General features: G+C 35.1%; 20 protein-coding genes. 5 read left to right on the top strand and 15 right to left on the bottom strand.

All coding sequences use genetic code 11. The annotated features are described in order from the left end of the window. Window positions 1-395: 395 nt before the first annotated feature. On the bottom strand, window positions 396-2,066 hold the full coding sequence (ilvD, locus tag JOD29_RS15920) for a dihydroxy-acid dehydratase (protein WP_124766449.1): 1,671 nt from the start codon (window positions 2,064-2,066) through the stop codon (window positions 396-398). A 972-nt stretch (window positions 2,067-3,038) separates the two neighbouring features. Here ilvD and JOD29_RS15915 point away from each other — a divergent pair. Further along, a complete protein-coding gene (locus JOD29_RS15915) occupies window positions 3,039-3,296 on the top strand; it encodes a GlsB/YeaQ/YmgE family stress response membrane protein (RefSeq protein WP_124766448.1) in 258 nt (85 codons plus the stop codon). Between the two features lie 293 nt (window positions 3,297-3,589). Here JOD29_RS15915 and JOD29_RS15910 read toward each other — a convergent pair whose 3' ends face one another. Further along, a complete protein-coding gene (locus JOD29_RS15910; protein WP_124766447.1) occupies window positions 3,590-4,306 on the bottom strand; it encodes a lytic transglycosylase domain-containing protein in 717 nt (238 codons plus the stop codon). 143 nt (window positions 4,307-4,449) lie between these two features. Here JOD29_RS15910 and mscL point away from each other — a divergent pair, with 143 nt between their 5' ends. Then, window positions 4,450-4,839 carry a large conductance mechanosensitive channel protein MscL gene (gene mscL, locus JOD29_RS15905; RefSeq protein ID WP_124766446.1) on the top strand — a complete coding sequence of 130 codons (390 nt, stop codon included), beginning with the start codon at window positions 4,450-4,452 and terminating at the stop codon, window positions 4,837-4,839. A 154-nt stretch (window positions 4,840-4,993) separates the two neighbouring features. Then, entirely contained in the window at window positions 4,994-6,106 is a 1,113-nt protein-coding gene (locus JOD29_RS15900) for a methionine biosynthesis PLP-dependent protein (protein ID WP_124766445.1), read from the top strand. A gap of 51 nt (window positions 6,107-6,157) precedes the next feature. On the opposite strand, the gene JOD29_RS15895 is transcribed toward JOD29_RS15900, so the two are convergent. The 5 genes from JOD29_RS15895 to JOD29_RS15875 all read right to left on the bottom strand — a co-directional run bounded on the left by JOD29_RS15895 (window position 6,158) and on the right by JOD29_RS15875 (window position 8,176). Next, on the bottom strand, window positions 6,158-6,589 hold the full coding sequence (locus tag JOD29_RS15895) for a CBS domain-containing protein (RefSeq protein WP_124766444.1): 432 nt from the start codon (window positions 6,587-6,589) through the stop codon (window positions 6,158-6,160). 115 nt (window positions 6,590-6,704) lie between these two features. Continuing rightward, on the bottom strand, window positions 6,705-7,319 hold the full coding sequence (locus tag JOD29_RS15890) for an SCO family protein (protein WP_124766443.1): 615 nt from the start codon (window positions 7,317-7,319) through the stop codon (window positions 6,705-6,707). Between the two features lie 115 nt (window positions 7,320-7,434). Beyond that, window positions 7,435-7,563 carry a YvrJ family protein gene (locus JOD29_RS15885; RefSeq protein WP_124766442.1) on the bottom strand — a complete coding sequence of 43 codons (129 nt, stop codon included), beginning with the start codon at window positions 7,561-7,563 and terminating at the stop codon, window positions 7,435-7,437. Between the two features lie 108 nt (window positions 7,564-7,671). After that, window positions 7,672-7,890, bottom strand: coding sequence for a DUF2922 domain-containing protein (locus JOD29_RS15880; RefSeq protein ID WP_124766441.1), 219 nt, complete (start codon window positions 7,888-7,890; stop codon window positions 7,672-7,674). Window positions 7,891-7,957: 67 nt separating this feature from the next. Then, on the bottom strand, window positions 7,958-8,176 hold the full coding sequence (locus JOD29_RS15875) for a DUF1659 domain-containing protein (RefSeq protein ID WP_158610592.1): 219 nt from the start codon (window positions 8,174-8,176) through the stop codon (window positions 7,958-7,960). Between the two features lie 88 nt (window positions 8,177-8,264). Here JOD29_RS15875 and JOD29_RS15870 point away from each other — a divergent pair, with 88 nt between their 5' ends. Beyond that, entirely contained in the window at window positions 8,265-8,729 is a 465-nt protein-coding gene (locus JOD29_RS15870; RefSeq protein WP_124766439.1) for a DUF2621 domain-containing protein, read from the top strand. A 368-nt stretch (window positions 8,730-9,097) separates the two neighbouring features. Here JOD29_RS15870 and JOD29_RS15865 read toward each other — a convergent pair whose 3' ends face one another. From JOD29_RS15865 to JOD29_RS15830, 8 genes are all read right to left on the bottom strand, one after another. Further along, window positions 9,098-10,468 (bottom strand): peroxidase family protein, encoded by a 1,371-nt coding sequence (locus tag JOD29_RS15865; protein WP_205101713.1) that lies wholly within the window; start codon window positions 10,466-10,468, stop codon window positions 9,098-9,100. Between the two features lie 249 nt (window positions 10,469-10,717). After that, entirely contained in the window at window positions 10,718-11,212 is a 495-nt protein-coding gene (locus tag JOD29_RS15860; RefSeq protein ID WP_124766438.1) for a CcdC family protein, read from the bottom strand. 276 nt (window positions 11,213-11,488) lie between these two features. Next, window positions 11,489-11,860 carry a response regulator gene (locus tag JOD29_RS15855; RefSeq protein ID WP_124766437.1) on the bottom strand — a complete coding sequence of 124 codons (372 nt, stop codon included), beginning with the start codon at window positions 11,858-11,860 and terminating at the stop codon, window positions 11,489-11,491. A gap of 100 nt (window positions 11,861-11,960) precedes the next feature. After that, entirely contained in the window at window positions 11,961-12,671 is a 711-nt protein-coding gene (locus JOD29_RS15850) for a cytochrome c biogenesis CcdA family protein (RefSeq protein ID WP_124766436.1), read from the bottom strand. A gap of 153 nt (window positions 12,672-12,824) precedes the next feature. Further along, a complete protein-coding gene (locus JOD29_RS15845; RefSeq protein WP_124766435.1) occupies window positions 12,825-13,451 on the bottom strand; it encodes a GIY-YIG nuclease family protein in 627 nt (208 codons plus the stop codon). A gap of 237 nt (window positions 13,452-13,688) precedes the next feature. After that, a complete protein-coding gene (rarD, locus tag JOD29_RS15840; RefSeq protein WP_124766434.1) occupies window positions 13,689-14,609 on the bottom strand; it encodes an EamA family transporter RarD in 921 nt (306 codons plus the stop codon). A gap of 264 nt (window positions 14,610-14,873) precedes the next feature. Further along, window positions 14,874-15,506 carry an NAD(P)-dependent oxidoreductase gene (locus JOD29_RS15835; RefSeq protein WP_124766433.1) on the bottom strand — a complete coding sequence of 211 codons (633 nt, stop codon included), beginning with the start codon at window positions 15,504-15,506 and terminating at the stop codon, window positions 14,874-14,876. A gap of 199 nt (window positions 15,507-15,705) precedes the next feature. Next, a complete protein-coding gene (locus JOD29_RS15830; RefSeq protein ID WP_124766432.1) occupies window positions 15,706-16,125 on the bottom strand; it encodes an Rrf2 family transcriptional regulator in 420 nt (139 codons plus the stop codon). A 702-nt stretch (window positions 16,126-16,827) separates the two neighbouring features. Here JOD29_RS15830 and JOD29_RS15825 point away from each other — a divergent pair. After that, window positions 16,828-18,060 carry an ATP-grasp domain-containing protein gene (locus JOD29_RS15825; protein WP_124766431.1) on the top strand — a complete coding sequence of 411 codons (1,233 nt, stop codon included), beginning with the start codon at window positions 16,828-16,830 and terminating at the stop codon, window positions 18,058-18,060. Window positions 18,061-18,264: the final 204 nt, after the last annotated feature.

Below are 18,264 nucleotides of genomic sequence, written 5' to 3'. Positions count from 1 at the left end.
CCCTTGTTCGTAGCAGTAAATTGCTACCTCGTGAATAGTGGGAAACTATCCGTCCGCATTGAATGACTCGAAAATTCCGAAAATTCAATGTGCAACCAGTCGGATACACTATTCATTAGTAACGAGCATTCGATTATGCCCGGAGCTATCTAATTGCTTACGCGTTTAATAGCTCACTCCGAGGGGATGTCGGATATAGTTGTATCGTCGGCTTCCAGCAATACCGACTCTCTGGTAGATACAATTCTCTATAACCTTTAACCTCATCATCGAGTTAAATATATTTTTATAACGTTCTATATTTTACGATTAATTTAATTATACAACTTTTTGTTAATTTTCAAAATATATAATTTATTAAAAGTATATGCCTTATTAGAAATATAATCAAGACATTATATTTTCATTACTCCACCTTTAGAAGCATTTGTTACAAGTTTTGAATATCTAGCTAACCAACCTGTTTTGATTTTAGGTTCAAAAGGTTTTAAGTTTTGACGACGTTCTTCTAACACATCATCTGATACTTTTAGGTTGATTGTACGGTTTGGTAAATCAATTTCGATGATATCACCATTTTCAACTAATGCAATAGGACCACCCTCTGCAGCTTCTGGTGAGATATGACCGATTGAAATACCACGAGATGCACCACTGAAACGGCCATCTGTGATTAATGCCACTTTTGTACCTAACCCACGACCCATGATCGCAGAAGTTGGTGCAAGCATTTCTGGCATACCTGGCCCACCTTTAGGACCTTCGTAGCGAATTACTACAACATGACCTTCTCGAACAGTACCATTATCAATTGCTGCTTGAGCTTCATCTTGAGATTCAAAGACAATTGCTTCGCCAGTGAATTCTTTAATAGATGGGTCAACAGCGCCGACCTTGATTACTGAACCTTCTGGAGCAATGTTACCAAATAAAATTGATAATCCTCCAACTGGACTATATGGGTTATCCTTCGTGCGAATAACTTTGTCATTTATGATATTGTGATCTTGTACTAACTCACCCATTGTTTTACCTGTAACAGTAATACGATCTGGATGAATTGCACCAGGAATTTTAGTTAACTCATTAATAATAGACTCAACGCCACCTGCTTTGTTGATATCGTCCATTGAGATATCAGATGCTGGCATGATTTTCGCTAAATATGGAACTCGTGCAGCAACCTTGTTGATATCCTCTAAGTTATACTCAATTTCAGCTTCATTTGCAATAGCTAAAGTATGTAGTACAGTATTTGTTGATCCACCCATTGCCATATCTAAAGCAAATGCATCATCAATTGCTTCTTTGGTAATAATATCACGAGGCTTTACATCTTCTTTGATCATACGAACTAATTGTTTTGCAGCTTCGTAAATTAATTCTTTACGTCTTTCACTTGTAGCAACAATTGTACCGTTACCTGGTAGAGCAACACCTAACATTTCCATTAAGCAGTTCATTGAATTAGCTGTAAACATACCAGAACATGAACCACAAGTTGGACAAGCGTTATTTTCAATGTCTAAAAGCTCTTCAGCTGACATATTGCCTGATTTATGAGCGCCTACTCCTTCAAATACAGATGTTAAAGATAATTGCTTACCACTAGCACTCGTACCAGCTTCCATTGGACCTCCAGAAACAAAGATCGATGGTACATTTGTACGAACAGCAGCCATTAACATCCCTGGTGTAATTTTGTCACAGTTTGGTATATAAAATACACCATCAAACCAGTGCGCATTAATAACAGTTTCTGCTGAATCGGCAATTAACTCACGACTTGGTAATGAATATCTCATACCAATATGACCCATTGCAATACCGTCATCTACACCAATCGTATTAAATTCAAATGGAATTCCGCCTGCTTCAATAATCGCTTCCTTTACTACGTCCGCAAACTCGCGCAAGTGAACGTGACCAGGAATGATGTCGATATAAGAGTTACAAACACCAATAAATGGTTTTCCTAAATCTTTAGCTTTTACTTTTCCCGTAGCATAAAGAAGACTACGGTGAGGAGCACGATCAACTCCTACTTTAATCATGTCACTTCTCATTAATGTATCGCCCCTCACTTACTAGTAACCAATTAGTATATTGATAATACTATATTAGCACGAATATCAAACTATAACTTCGTTTGGAAGTTACATGAAATTGCTACGTTTGTTATAAGTTAAACGTATTAAATTGTTGCTATCATAGTACATTTTCTCCTCCTTCGTCAACAGTGTTTTTTTAATTATTTGCACAATTTAAAATACTATAAAATATTTGAAAACGCTTTCTCTCTATCTATTGTTGAAAATTTTCTGTTTTGGTTAATATTTTTGAAAATTTCAAGACATTTATATTTATCTAAAAAGTTTGAATTGAATACACTATTTTTATTTTGTTCGCTCGGTTTAACGTCCAAAGTTTCTTCTTGAAATCATTAAACAATGTCATATGCATGTTAGTTTCAGAATGAAATGAGCTATAAAATGAAAAAAGTCTAGCAATATGCTAGACTCTGTAAATTAAAAATGAGCGTACAATAAATCAACAACAAGATTAAACAAGATGATCGAATGTACACTTGCAAAAAGAATTCCCTGCTTTCTCCACTTTTTCATTGATTTTAAATCCATAGTGACCACCTCATTTTTCTAAGTTGTGACAATTATATGACAATTTTTCTAAAATTGCAAACTTTTTTTGAAAATTCAGTCTTGCATTTTTGTTATTTTCTAACTTCATTCAATCAAATTCGTATATTTTGTTTTTTAAAAGAAAAAATAATGAAACCCAGAAGATAAAAGTTCATAGTTACTTGAGTATGTTTCATCTATGAAATGGATTAAAATTTCAAAGTCATGCATTTAAAATGCAATTTTGCACATATTACTAACGAAGCGAACGTACTAACCCCTGCATGTGGAATTATTGATCTTTGTCTTCTGTAAAAAGTTTGTGTAACAAATTGAAATTATTTCATTAAAGGTTACTACACGCTTTCACATCAAATAGCATAGGAGATGAAAACACACATGATGAGCTTTATTTGGTATTTAATTATCGGTGGGGTACTTGGGTGGTTAGCTGGTGTCATCATTGGAAGGGACGTTCCAGGTGGTGTCATCGGTAATATTGTTGCAGGGATTGTTGGTTCTTGGATTGGTAGTGCCATTTTAGGTAACTGGGGATGGGAAGTTGCTGACTTCTACGTCTTCCCTGCCATACTTGGTGCAATCGCATTAATCTTCATTGTAACGTTTATTATGCGTTCCTTCAGAAAAGCAACTTAAGGTTGCTTTTAAGAGCAGGCTCATAGAGATTGAGCCTGCTTTTTTGAGTTTATTTTAGTTTTGGTTGATTTTTTATGAGTGGGATTTCATTGATTTTGTGTGGAATTGGTTGCTTTATGTGTGGGTATTCACTGGTTACGTGCGAGTTTGTTCGCTTTACGTGCCAGTTCTGGCATATTACGTGCAATATTACTTCATTTAGGTGCGCTTACATTTCTTTACTACCCTTTCATGTATTTACACTCTTTACGCACCACGACTTTTCCTTGATCATGTTCGCTTGCATCATCAAATTATCTGATGTGATCGTCTTCCCTTTTTGCTAAAACAACATATTCGATTTCATCACTTACACTTTCGTATAATTTATAATAACGAAGGATATCTTCAACATATTCATCACTATGGTTATAGCTAAAGATTGCTTTTTTTAATTTTCCTTCTGAAACGCCGGCCTTCGATAAGTAATTAGCTGCACTATAGACTGCATCTTCAATATCATAGGGATCTGCAATTCCATCACCATTGGCATCGATTCCATATCCTCCATACTTTTTGATTACAGCCGGATCGGTTTTTTCATTTTCACTGATCGCACCTTGCCCCTTCCCACTGCATGAAGGATGACTCCATCCAACAAATGTACAAGGCATGAATTGTAAATGTCCTTCTGCCCCTACTGGTGAAACAAGCGTCTTCATTGAGGAGAAGCGTGTTTCCACTCGATGATGCGCAGCAAGTAATGTCCATGGCACATCATATTTCTCACTTGCGGCTATGTAAATCGGTATGTATTCTTCAGGTATTTCTAGGTCGAAATCTGCTTGTAATTCTTCTAGCTCGGATTTATATAGTAGTTTTTCAAAGATAGAAAATGTTTTAAGTTCTTGCCATGCTAGAAAAACGAGGAAATACATCGTAATGGACGCTGGGATGAGTAAAACGACTAAAAATAGTTTTACACCAGGGGTTAGGAACTGTTTTTTCTTTTTATTCTTTTTCTTCGCCATATTCGCCACCTATCTATTACTTTCTATGTAAAATGTATCGTTATTGTTAATAATGTCGTCTAAAGAGCATTAAGAAGAAAAAAATAGTATAATGCAAACCTATACAAATATAGTAACATACAACAAGAAAGGATAAGGGTAATATGTGGAAAGATTTTAAAGAATTTGCGATGAAGGGCAATGTACTAGACTTAGCAATCGCTGTTGTGATTGGCGGTGCCTTTGGGAAGATAGTTACTTCATTAGTTGAAAATATTATTATGCCGCTTGTTGGAATGCTAACTGGTGGAATCGATTTAACCAATTCATTAGCATTTGGTCCTGAAGATAGTTTGAAAATTGGTGTTTTCATTCAATCAATTATCGACTTTTTAATCATTTCTTTCTCAATCTTTATGGCTCTTCGTGTATTGACAAAGTTAAATCGTAAAAAGAAAGAAGAAACTGTTGAAGAACCAGCTGAACCAGAATTAGATCCAAAAGAAGAACTGCTAAAAGAAATCCGTGATTTACTAAAAAAAGAGCAAGCTTAACCATATTGAATGTGTTTGACTAATTTACGTCAAATACTTTTTTTATTGTAAAAATGTCATATTATTCAGTTGATGGTGTTGTTTTCACTATTTTAACGTGATAAATTGAATAAATATAATAGATTCATTATTTAATTTAAGAAAGAGTGAGAACATGACAAAACGATCTATTGAAACAAAATTGGTGCAATTAGGGAATTTAAGTGATCCAAAAACTGGCGCTGTAAACCCACCGATTTATATGTCGACTGCTTATAAACACGCTGGTATTGGGCAATCAACTGGCTACGACTATACACGTACAAAAAACCCTACTCGTGACATCCTTGAAAAAGGAATTGCGGAACTTGAAAATGGTGACGCTGGTTTTGCATGTAGCTCAGGTATGGCTGCTGTTCAGTTAGTATTATCATTATTCAAACCAGGGGACGAAATTATTGTTCCAGATGATGTTTACGGTGGTACGTATCGTTTACTTAAAACGTTTAGTGAAACTTACAACATCAAACCTGTTTATTCAGATTTTGCAAGTGCTGACCAAGTCGAATCGTTAATTAACGAACATACGAAAGCCATTTTCCTTGAAACACCAACAAACCCATTAATGCTTGAGTTTGATTTAGATGTATATGCTACTCTTTCGAAAAAGCATAACCTATTATTCATAGTGGACAATACGTTCTATACACCTTACTTCCAACGTCCAATCGATCACGGTGCAAATATCGTTCTTCACAGTGCAACAAAATACATCGCGGGTCACAATGATGTACTTGCAGGACTTGTTGTAGCTAAAGGCCAAGAATTATGTGAAAAATTAGCATTTGCACAAAACGGCATGGGGCTTGTTTTAGGACCAATGGATTGTTGGCTAGTGATTCGTGGTTTAAAAACAATGCACTTACGTTTAAAGCAACATGATGAAAACGGAAAAAAAGTTGCTGCTTACTTAGCTACTGAGCCACTTGTTACGGATGTTTTATATACAGGTAAAGGTGGTATGCTTTCATTCAAGGTTAAAGATGAAGCGATGATTAATCCGTTCTTACAAAAAATGCAATTAATTACGTTTGCCGAAAGTCTTGGTGGTGTTGAGAGCTTCATCACTTACCCAGCAACACAAACACATGCAGATATTCCTCTAGAAGAACGTATGGCACGTGGTGTTGATAACCGCTTATTACGCTTCTCTATTGGTATTGAACATGCGGAAGACATTATTGCAGACTTACAACAAGTATTTGATCAGTTAAGAGAAGAATTCTAATATAGACTATAAAAAAGCATTTGGAATCTGCAAAATTCCAAATGCTTTTTATTAATGACTGTAATGATCTGGTTCTGAAATCTCGCTTAACGCTGCACCAGCTTCATTGACGTAGATATTTTCTTTTGCCAAGTCACCAATTGCACAAATACCAACAAGTTCTCCGTTATCTACTACTGGAATACGACGAATTTGGTGTTGTGCCATTAGACGAGCAGCTTCATGAACATCGGTTGTCGATGAACATGTCACCACATCTGTTGTCATACAATCATGACAGTGAACTTGGTTTGCATCTTTTCCGTCTGCAATGACATTAATGACGATGTCACGGTCAGTAATCACACCAACTACTTTTTTCCCTTCACAGACTGGCACGGATCCACAATCAACATCGCGCATAATTTGTGCTGCAGTCGTTAGCGAATCATGTGGTGCACACACTCGAATATTTGAAGTCATTACATCTTTTACAGTTTTCATTATTCATTACCTCCATTCAAATTTCATCTTGAATATTGTTTGATATTTCAACGAAAATATTCTTCAAAATAAAAAAGTGAGTAACTTATTAAAAAGTTACTCACAATAATAATGATTATTTACCTAAACGCTCTTCGATTAACGTCTCCATATCAATGGCAATTGTATCAAATTGGACGCCTTTTGGATCTTCATCATAGCCTGAATAGTTTTTCACGGAAATTCCGTTTTCATCAACTAAATAAAATGTCACACCATGCATCACTTGGTCGCCCTCTTGAGGCATTTTTACTAAAGCTTTAAATGAATTTAATGCGAATTGTTCAATAAACTTTTGATCATAGCCCGTTACTAAATGCCATTTTGATTCATCTGGAACGGTAAAGTGGCTAAAGTATTTTGATAATACTTCTGGTGTATCTGTAGCTGGGTCTACTGAGAAAGCCACAATATTATAATCTTCGACACCACGATCTACGAGTCTTTGTTGTATTTCAGTCATATTAAATGTCATTGGCTGACATACTGTTGTACAATTTGTGAAAATAAACATCGCAAGCCAAGGCTTCCCCTTCAAGCTTTCAAGTGATACCGTATCGCCCCGATGGTCAACTGCTTTAAAATCCTCAATCTCATATTCTGTTGTCGGTTTGAAATCATAATTACTGCAAGCACTTAAGAAGGATGCGACAACAATCAGTAATACAAGACCTTTAAGTTTCATTTTCATCTGCTTCAACTCCCTATAGTCCTTCTCTCATCTTACCGAAAATGGGAGTTTTTGTACAATGTATTTAAAGTGACACATTCATCACAAATTTGTGAAGGTTGTTTCACAATTGAAGTTAGGCTTGATTCATCGATAGAAGAGCGGTATGAATTGCTTCAAGTTTGGCTTCAATTCGGTACAATAAATAAAAAGAGACGAGAATTGGAAAACCAATTTCTTGAACTAACATGACCCATTCTTGCATCTTCGTTTAACCCCTTTCGAAATTAATGATGGAAAAAGTCGACAAAGTCCGTAAGTAATTGGATTTGTCGACTAATTAATTAAAAGCTCTTATTGATCAGGTATTGCGTTATGCTAGTGTGATTTCTGTTATATTACGCTCCACAATTCTAGCTTGGTTTTTACCAATTAACGCATTCCCTTCGTGATGAAAAACATCTTGATCCATAATAGTTTGCATAACATTTGATATTTCAGCTCCTGTTAAACCAGGTTTCGGATCGTTCACCGAGATGGTGATTGTTTTCCCATTGGCTGTATCAAATTTCATTTCAAGAACTTGTGACATAGACTGTTTCCCTCTTTTCTACATGTTTTGTTAGCTTCATGCTAATTCTTTTTTCGCGCTTTGCATATTAGAATTGAATTTCTTCTGTTTCTGTTTTTAACGCTGCACTTAATGGATAATTTGATAAACTTGCAATTCCTTGGATGACTGCTGCAACTTGAGTTGGTGTTACATTTTCACGAACATTGTTGTAAGTTTTAGAAGTAAATACTGGTTTACCAGCTTCATCAACTCCAGTTTCATAAGAAATTTTTAATGTTGCGTTTTGGAAATTGAATGTTGCCATTAACTTCACCCCCTTTCGCCTATTTATATAGTGTTTTAAGAGACAAAAAGAGACATTGTTAATGAAAAAATTTTCAGTACCTTTTATAATGGGAGTTAGAGAGGTTAAAGAGGTGAACGCTTTGAATTTTGAAGGTGGGTTTATGTTGTTTATCGCATTTTGGACATTCGTCATGGTAGCACTAATGGCGATTGGTGGATTTTTCATGTTTCGTAAATTCTTAAAGGCTTTACCGAAGGAAGATGGTCGATCTGATTTAGATTGGCAAGCATACTACATAGAAAAGTCTCTACACTTATGGGGTGACGAAGCAAAAGAATTGCTAAATGAATTAGTTAGTCCTGTCCCGGAATTATTCCGTCAAACGGCAAAGGAAAAAATCGCTGGAAAGATTGCAGAAATTGCACTAAGAGAACGCGTAAAGTCTATTAATAATGACGTAATTATCCGTGGATATATCCAAGCCACACCAAAACGCGATCACAAATTTTTACGTAAAAAATTAGATGAAATGAAAATCGACGTTTCTCCTTATGAAAATCTGTTTGAATAAGCAAAACAAAAAGGCGCCTGCTTAACTAATAGTCGGCAAAATTATGGCGTGGCATCGCTAACATGACTTACGGCGTGTGCGTCCGAGCAGAAGGCGCTTTTTACTAGTTAGGCCATTAACTTATGTCATTGAGCAAAAAGGTGCCTAATACTGTATATTCATATCCTTTACTATTATTAAATTAGAAAAAGAGGCCGGGACATAAGTAGAATTTTTAAGGAAAGCCACTATTATTTTTAGTAAGATATTGATATTTTATAGTTTAAGACCAATAAGTGTTAGCCATTCTCCGAAAAAACGCGGCCTACCACTGTAAGCCGCGCCAGTTTCCGGAAAGTTTAGAAGGACAAATTTACTTCATCCCCATTTTAAACCACTTTAGCAAATTTCAGAAGATCAACTATACCAAATTTCCCCTTTTTCCCTAAAATTGGTTTCCAATTCGTATTTTGTCTAATGAAAGAGTTCTCATCCGCTTGTAGCAAGCCAATTAATACTTCTGCCACAATCCTACTACCAACAGGACCTAGTCTCTTTCCGTCAGCATGAATTTCGGCCTCACGTAAAATATAGAACCATAGTGGGGTTTTTCTATGGAAACCTAACTCTGAAACGTCAGACAAATCCCTATGATCGAGCGGTTTAATGCGCATTGCTTCTGAAACATCCTGTCCGCACGGCAAACCAAATGACAGGCCTCGCAATAGATTCCGTTGGGCAAGAGATTTAGGGGGTTGAACGAACGGTAATTCAAACAGTGGGCTGGATAATGTCGTATCAATCATTTTGCCTAGCTGAGGAGTGCCAGTTCCAGTGTTAAAAAAGTTGCCCCATTCCACATAACGTCTCGGAGCACGTTTCCCCCCTCGTAAGTCATCGGGATCTGAATGGCTTAAATCTTGACTGTCATTAAATATTGGTGCGCTAAATTGTTCATTCACCTTATAAAATGGTCGAACTTGGCTGTGGCCTAAACGGAATGCTGCCATAGAAAACTCTACCGGAATATAAGGTTTGTTTCTCCACCTGTAGAATTTACGGCCATTAGCAAGAATGTCTTTCACTAACGTTTTTCCAACAAGAAGGGGCAAGTATTCATACAGAATAATCCATTGGTAATGCCACCTGACAAGACGTTGCGCTTTTTCAAAAGCTTCGAAAGGATGTTTAACACCTTCACGCATAACGTAATCAACCATTTCATTATGGAATTTTAGAAATGCCAAGTGAAGCTGACAAATAATCATATTCTCATCGTTCCTTGGATCAACTACCAACGCCGTATTTTGACTGTTTCTAGGTACATCGTATGGAGAATCTTTTTCTGAAGATACGTTTTCAACTAAAAGTTTGACGCCTCCAGTTGTAATATCATATAAATGAGGATCTGCAAAGGGTCCCCTTCCGTAAATATGATCCATCTCTAAAACGGGTGTTCGATAGTTTTCAATGGCTTCCGGATTGTTCTGTTTTTCAAAACTGGACATTGGATCGAACGTAATATCGTGATCTATAAATTGGCCGAAAAATGTAAAACCTGCAAAGATGTTTGGATTGTCTAGGTTTTTAGTCGTTTGGTCCATAATTCCGCCTTTTTTCCCAAGCTCCAATAGTGCCTCCCGATCTTTTTCGGTGTCTCGGGGGAAAGATGGGAGGTTAGGAAACATTCTTCCAAACCGTTCATTATTGGAATTGGTATAAGGTGTACCCTTTAACCAAAACTGATCATTGTGTGACAAAAGTCTACCCCCTTCAAATGTGAAGCATACTACTTTGAATTCAGCTTCCATATAGAGTACAAACATTTGTGCAACTGCAAAAAATAGTTCTACCTGTTCATATATCTACTTTTTGCGATATTCCATTCATCATATGTTCTGTTTGTTAGTAAAGATGACTCATCCATCAGCCACTTTTTCTATTCCTATAAACTACACGATTATCACGGGTAATTTTTCAAAAAAAAAAACACCTAGATTATTATAAATCTAGGGTTTTATCATTTGAGACTTTTCAATTTTTTTATATTTTATTAACATCGCAATTCGCCAAGGCCATAACATCGAAAATGCCAAGATCCAAAACATTCCGCCTAGTTCAGCTACATCGAACGCACTCGATAAAATAACTTTAGCTAATATTCTAACTAGAAGTAAACCAATTAATATAAAGAAAAAGGCTTTTGAACGTTTCATGAAGATTTGTTGATCTCGCACTTCAAATTTTGACGTTGCGATTAAAACAGTGGAAAATACGATTCCCACACTCATAGCTTCCAGTATTTGCATCGGTGAAACGCGGAATTCCTCAAAAATAAACATTAGTGCCCCTGTTGACATGGCAATAGGAGGTATGAGAATTTTCTTTGCGTTAACAGGCTTTTTTTGAGATTTGATTCGCATAAACATGACGAGCGAACCCATAAAAATAGCCATTACAGTTGAACCGATTAGTAAATATTGAGAAGGTATACTCGCAAACATGAAAATCCTCCTCTATCATTTGAAATCATTACCGTCTCATGCGTAATATAAAACTTATGTAAAAGACGTAATGATAATATCGCATTTGGATAAAAAAATCTACAACTAGATAACAACATTACATTTTAGTAATCTATGTGTATTTCCAAAAAAAGAATTCGCTGTTTCCTTTAACGAACCAACTCGACTTTTTCACAATTGTAACGTCTAGTTGGTAATTTCCTAAAGATGATGCGAATTCTACTTTAAATAAAAGTATTTTTTATTCAGTTTTTATTACATTTCATAACTGCCTAATACATTTTGTACAACAGCTTTCAATTGAAGTGCTTCAAAGGGCTTTGCAATAAAATCCTTCGCCCCTGCTTCTAATGCATCAACAATTACTCTTTGCTGACCGAGAGCGGTAATCATAATAACGTTTGCATTCGGGAATTGTTGAATAATCTCTTTTAATGCATCAAAGCCTGACATGACGGGCATCGTTAAATCCATTGTCACAAGATCAGGTTGAAATTCTTTATATAGTTCGACAGCTTCTCTACCATCTGAAGCCTCTCCTATAACTTCGAATCCCCATTCTCTAAACATATTTCCGACGCTTGCTCTCATAAATAATGCATCATCAACTACCAAAACAGTTGGCATTTACTCATATCCCCTTCACAATAAGTCAAACATAAGATGTATGTTAAAAATTTACTGAATATTAGTATAACATAAATTATCGTGCTAATTGGAAATATTTTTAAAATCCAGTGAAACCGCCGAATAATGGTGAAAGAATGCGGATTATTAACGTCATACCATCAAAGAATAATAAAACCCCAACTGCAATCATAATATATCCACCAATTTTTACGATTTTTTGGCTGTTTCTTCGGATCCATCCTAATCGAGAAATAAAGAATGATAATACAAAGAAAGGAATCGCAAATCCAAGGACGTATGCAAGCATGTACCAAATAGCAGAATCAGGATTCGTACCCGCTAAAGCAATGATAGACATTAGAATTGGTCCTGTACATGGCGTCCACCCGGCAGCAAAGGCAATCCCAATTAACAGAGTACCAAGGTAGCCAGATGGTCTATTTTTAAATTCAAATTTCCGATCTTTCATTAAGAAGTCAATTTGCAATAAACCAACAATCATTAAACCGAAGACGACAATGAGAATAGCCCCAACTTGGCGAATTAAGTCTTGATAGCTTATAAAAAATTCCTTAACTAAAGAAGTACTGAATCCGATCGCGATGAAAATGATTGAAAATCCAAGCAAGAAAAATAACGTATGTAAAATAGCCCGTCTTTGTAACATACCCTTTTCATTTGTTAGTTCACTATAACTCATACCTGTTATGTATGACAGGAATGCAGGATATAGCGGTAATGTACATGGTGAGATAAAACTTAAAAAACCTGCACCGAACGCAAAAAAGATATTAATATCTGTTCCCATATCGTTCGCTCCTTACAATTAATGTCTTCATCGTACCAAATTTTACAGAAAAAAGCGCTTTCTTCCTTTGTGACGATATTATGAAGAAAATGTGTAGTGAATGTGAAGTCATAGGTTAAAAAATTAAGATAAGAAAAAACAGTAAAAAAAGTATTAATTATATGATAAAAACTCATCATTTGATGCTCGTAAATTCCAAATGGGTTCAAACCGTTTAATAATGGCGTTTTTCACCTTTCTCACATCATCTGATTCCTTCAATGGACATATTTTAAAGTTGATTTTAGCGTGATGAATTTTTTCAGTGATTTGTGAATTAATGTGACAATGTGTTGCTGTACCATCTTTATAACAGCTTTTGGGTGAAAGATTTCCAATATGCTGATTAAAACGAAGCTTAAACGAACTAGAGCAAATCCCCACAAAAACCATCTCATCGTCTACATCAATGGTATAAATTCCATTTTGATTTAATAGAGCCTCATTACCCTTTACAATAAATTGGCTAAAGTTGCGATCCCCATATTTATTTAAAAACTCTTTATAAAACGAATCTCCTTCATTTTTTAAATGTAAAAGACCTTTTCCAACAGGTAAATTTAATAGATGTTTATAGTGCTTTTCGACAACCGATTTTAGCGATTCATAACGTTTATGTTGAATTAGATCCTGTATAGTTTTTTTATCAAACTTGGCAAATATATTTTGAATATTTGTTTCAATCATTTCGAGTTCCATTTTATAAAAACAAAATTCACGTTCCCCAATCGTGATGTACATGATTTCTCCCCCTAACTTCCCTAAAACGCTTGTTTTTCCATCATGAATGCAAAGAACATTTTAAATCTATTACGAGCATATCACAAAAGTCTTAATAGACTGAAAAAAGAAAAAAGCCGTCCAGAAAGGGAATTCTTCTGGACAGTCCTTCTAACTTCATTACAAAATAGCTATACAAATCTGTGTTCACCAAGACCAACACTGTGGTAACGTGTCAAAAAGCTTTCGAACAAACCATTACACTTCTGCAGTTTTTTGTTCTTGAAGATGTTTTTTTCTCGTTTCGATAATCATCGATGTTGAGAAAATAGCCACTGCTAACCAAATAAAACAGAATGATGCAAGTTCTACTTTTGTAAAAGGCTCATGGAATAAAACGACCCCAATAATTAGAACTAGTGTTGGCGCAACGTATTGGATAAAGCCCATGATTGATTGTGGAAGTAATCTTGCTCCCTTTGCAAACATGACTAATGGAAAAGCAGTTACAACCCCTGCTAAAATCAGAAGCAAATCTGTTGTCCAATTAACCTGTAAAAATGACATGTTATCAGTTGTCATAATATAAATATAATAAACTAATGCAAAAGGTAAAATAAATAATGTTTCAATCGCGAGACCTCTTGTTGCATCCAGAGTAATTTTCTTTTTGAGAACCCCGTAAATCGCAAATGAGCCAGCAAGTAATAATGAAATCCAAGGTATTTCCCCATAACTAATGGCCATGATTAAAACACCAATCAAAGCAACAATGACAGCTAACATTTGTGCTTTCGTTAACTTTTCTTTAAAGAGAATCATTCCACATAGAACCGTAATAATTGGGTTAATATAATAACCTAAACTTGTATCAATCACATGACCGTTGTTGACAGCCCAAATATAGATATACCAGTTAAATGTAATGACACACGAAGCCCCTGCTAAAGAAAAAAACATCTTTTTTTCTTTCCAGAGGGATTTTAAATCCTCAATTAAAAGTTTTCTTTGACCAATTAAAAGTATGAAGATGGAAGTAAAGATAAAAGACCAAATCATCCGACTCACTAAAATTTCCATACTGTTAACATGTTCAAGTAGCTTCCAAAATAACGGAAATAACCCCCAAATTCCGTACGCTACAAAAGAATAAAGAATTCCTTTCTGTTCTCCATTCATTGATAGACACCTTCTTATCTTTTTATATCGATTACTCCAAAACCCTTAAATACAGCTTTGAAGTAAAGATTTTCATTTTATTAATGGTTGGAGACACTGACATACTGATGCAAGTAAATGACTTAATGTAAAAGGCTAAACTCATTATAGTCTTCGGATTATTTGAAGTAAATGGTTTTTTAACTTTACAAACGGTATACATTTACAATTAAAAACCTATCACTTAGGATTAACTCCTAAAATGATAGGTTTTAATTAAATGAATTACGCTTTTTCAGAAGTAACAGTAAAGCGTTGGTTTACGTGTGCAGCATTTTGAATTTCATCAACTAACGCAATCGCTAAGTCTCCGTAACTCACATAGCTTTCACCCGTGCTGTTTACTAATAAATGATCCTTTCCAAGTGTGATTTTCCCTGTACGAGGTCCTTCTGGGTCAAAGAATGCTGATGGGCTTAGGAACGTCCAGTTAATCGTAGACTTTTCAAGATCTAATAAGTTTTGTAATTGGTTACTTGCTGTCGGGACAAACATTTCTGGGAAATCTGGTGTTTCGACGACACGTACTGTTTTCGCTTCATCAACATATAAACTACCAGCTCCTCCAACAACGATTAAGCGAATGTTCGTTCCCTCTAATAGTTCAATTAAATGTTTCCCTACAACGACATGTTGTTCTTCACTTCCTAATGGTGCGCCGAATGCATTTACTAACACGTCAAAGCCTTCAACATCTTGCTTTGTAAGGGATAGAACATCCTTTTCAATTGTTGCAATATTTTCTGTTACCTTATTTGCATCTCGTACAATCGCAGTTACATCTAAGCCTCTTGATATTGCTTCCTGTACAATTTTCTGACCCGCTTTACCTGTTGCACCGATTACGCCAACTTTCATTTTACTTCCTCCTCAAGACTTTTGTAATAATAATTGTTACACATTAGTGGTGAAAAAAGTGAAACCTAAATGATTCTGTCGTGAAATCACAGAATAGTAACGTTTCACCATGATTAAAATCAATTTTCAACTCGGCGCAATTGTATTTGGAATTTGAATTGCGCTCGAGGCTGTCTTCTATTGAATGAAGAACCAAGCTTTAGTTTTTACTTTCTAAATCTCTCATCACATCATCGAGTTTCAAATTTGCCAACTTCCATTCAGTTTCCTTTTGAATGTCGTTAAAAATCGAACCTAATGTCGATTCGATATTTCGACCAACAGTACATTGGATATTTGAGTTTTGATGAATATGAAATAAGTGATTATTCGGGTCCACGGCTTTTAAAATTTCAAGTAAGGAAATATCTTCAGGTTCTTTCATTAATTGAAGACCCCGATTTCCTACATAAGCTTTGACTAGGTTTGCTTTTTTTAATGAACTCGTTAACCTTCGTACGACAACTGGATTTGTGTTTATGCTTGTCGCTATCCATTCGGAATTAAGATTTTCAGGATCATTCGATAAAGCAACTAGTGATAATATGTGAATTCCCATTGATAAACGAGTGTTAATCAAGATTTCCACCACCTACGTAACTATCATAGTTACAACAATTAAATAAGTCAAGTACTAAACTTACATATAAATAGAAACTATTTTTAATATTAACCGTACGTAAAAATTTCCAAACAAATTTATATAGCGAAATTGTTAGTACTTACCATAGAATATAATTTAGCATTTTTATTATAATATTACTTCTCTTAATCCTTTATATCGGGAATTACTCCTTTATGGTAACGTTGACTAAACCTTGTGCTTCAAGTATCATCGTGTACTTGCAATTCATTTAAATTTAGAAAATTTAGTTAGATTTTGTTCCTTTTTTGTACCATCGATCTCCATGCCCTCGATTCTCTTATGAAAATCACTTAAAATGTCAACTTACCACTTTTTCGTGAAATGTAAACAATTCTATACATTTTCATGTTAAGAAAGTTTAAGATTGTTTCGTTCATTTCCACACGACACTCCCCTACTATTTTCCAATTTTTATAATTCAATATTCCTAATTTATTTGGGTTATTCATGACAATCAACCATTCATTTCCATCCATAATAAATAGTATAACAATAAAGGTGAGTCTTATGACGCATAGTACGTGCTAGTTTCGACGTTGCCACATGGATGTGACGTTTTTCGTCGACATGCCGTAATGCGCGATAAAAGACAATCGTGCTAATACAATATTTAATAAAGAAAGAGGGAAAATTATCTTGAGAACTATCATCTTCCTTCACACAACAAAATCAGGCTCAAGTAGAGAAGCAATTAAAGCCGCCGAAAAACTAGGCTATTTTACTGTACTTTTAACGAACAGTAAGAACTTCATCAAGCAAAGAGTTAACTTTCCAGACGTTCACAGAATGATTTTAGTTGATTTAACAAATCTACAAGAAATAAAAAAGACCATTGAAAGTAACCAAAGGCAAGGGTTACTCATCGAAGGCATTGTGAGCTTTGTCGATCCTTTTGTGTCTTTAGCAGTTGAACTGCATGAAGAATATTGTAATGGATGCCTGTCACTCAATGCCATAAAAGCAATGGAAGATAAAACCTTAACAAGAGAATTATTAAAGGACTTACCCTGCACGCCTAAGTTTATTAAGTTAAATGGAACGGAATTTGAAGAATCTATTTCTACTATTACAGAACATCTTTCTTATCCACTAATGATCAAATCCCCTTTTTCTACCGCTTCAAGGGACGTGTTCAAAGTAGAAAATGATCGTGAGCTCAGAAAAAGTGTCAAATTACTAACTAGAAGATATCCCGATGTAATGATTTTAATAGAAGAATATCTTGACGGCCCACAATACCTAGTAGAAACAGTTGTTGTAAATGAAGAAATTCATATTCTAGCTATTTTCCAACAAGAGTTAGTTAATTTAGAACGTTTTATTATTACTGGGTATAACTTATTGAATGAGATCGATCAAGATTTTTTTGAAACGATTGAAGGAGCAGTCAAAAACATCATTGAAACCCTCGAGTTAAAAACGGGTGCTTGTCATTTAGAAATAAGAATTGTAGAAAACGAGGTTAAACTCATTGAAATCAATCCTAGAATCTCAGGTGCAGCAATGAATAGAATGATTGACATTGCATATGGCATAAATTTAGTTGAAGAAACATTAAAAATTCAACTTGGAATGGAGCCGAACTTAACACGTAAATGGGAAAAACATTTATTTACAAAATATATCTTTGTTTCTACTAGCGGCATTTTAGAAAAAGTAACAGGTAAAAAACGTGCTTTACTTTGTCCGGGTGTAGAAGAAGTTTATATAAAACCTAAAAAAGGTACATTTTTATCTCCACCTAAATCTATGGGTCAGCGATACGGCTATGTTATTGCTACCGGGGATACATCAGAACTGGCGAAAGAAAACGCTAAAAATGCAGCTAAAGAAATTAGATTTCATTTAAATCGAAGCATGATTAAATAATGGGAAAATATTTTATTTCTAGGACGCTTATTACCGGCAACATCCTTACACTGGATTTATTTCATACGCATAAGCTGCTGGATTTAAAACCTTTTTTATTCCCGGAAAAGTAGTTTTTAGTGAATCGGCGTATTACTGGCCTAAATATGTACCACTTTCACCATTCATTCATATATTAATGAAAAAAAGAAGTAATATTATGTA

The sequence above is a fragment of the Lysinibacillus composti genome, assembly GCF_016908465.1.
GTDB classification, from domain to species: Bacteria; Bacillota; Bacilli; order Bacillales_A; family Planococcaceae; genus Ureibacillus; species Ureibacillus composti_A.
The sequence above is the reverse complement of the archived record's forward strand: the minus strand, read 5'-3'. Positions and strand labels throughout refer to the sequence as shown.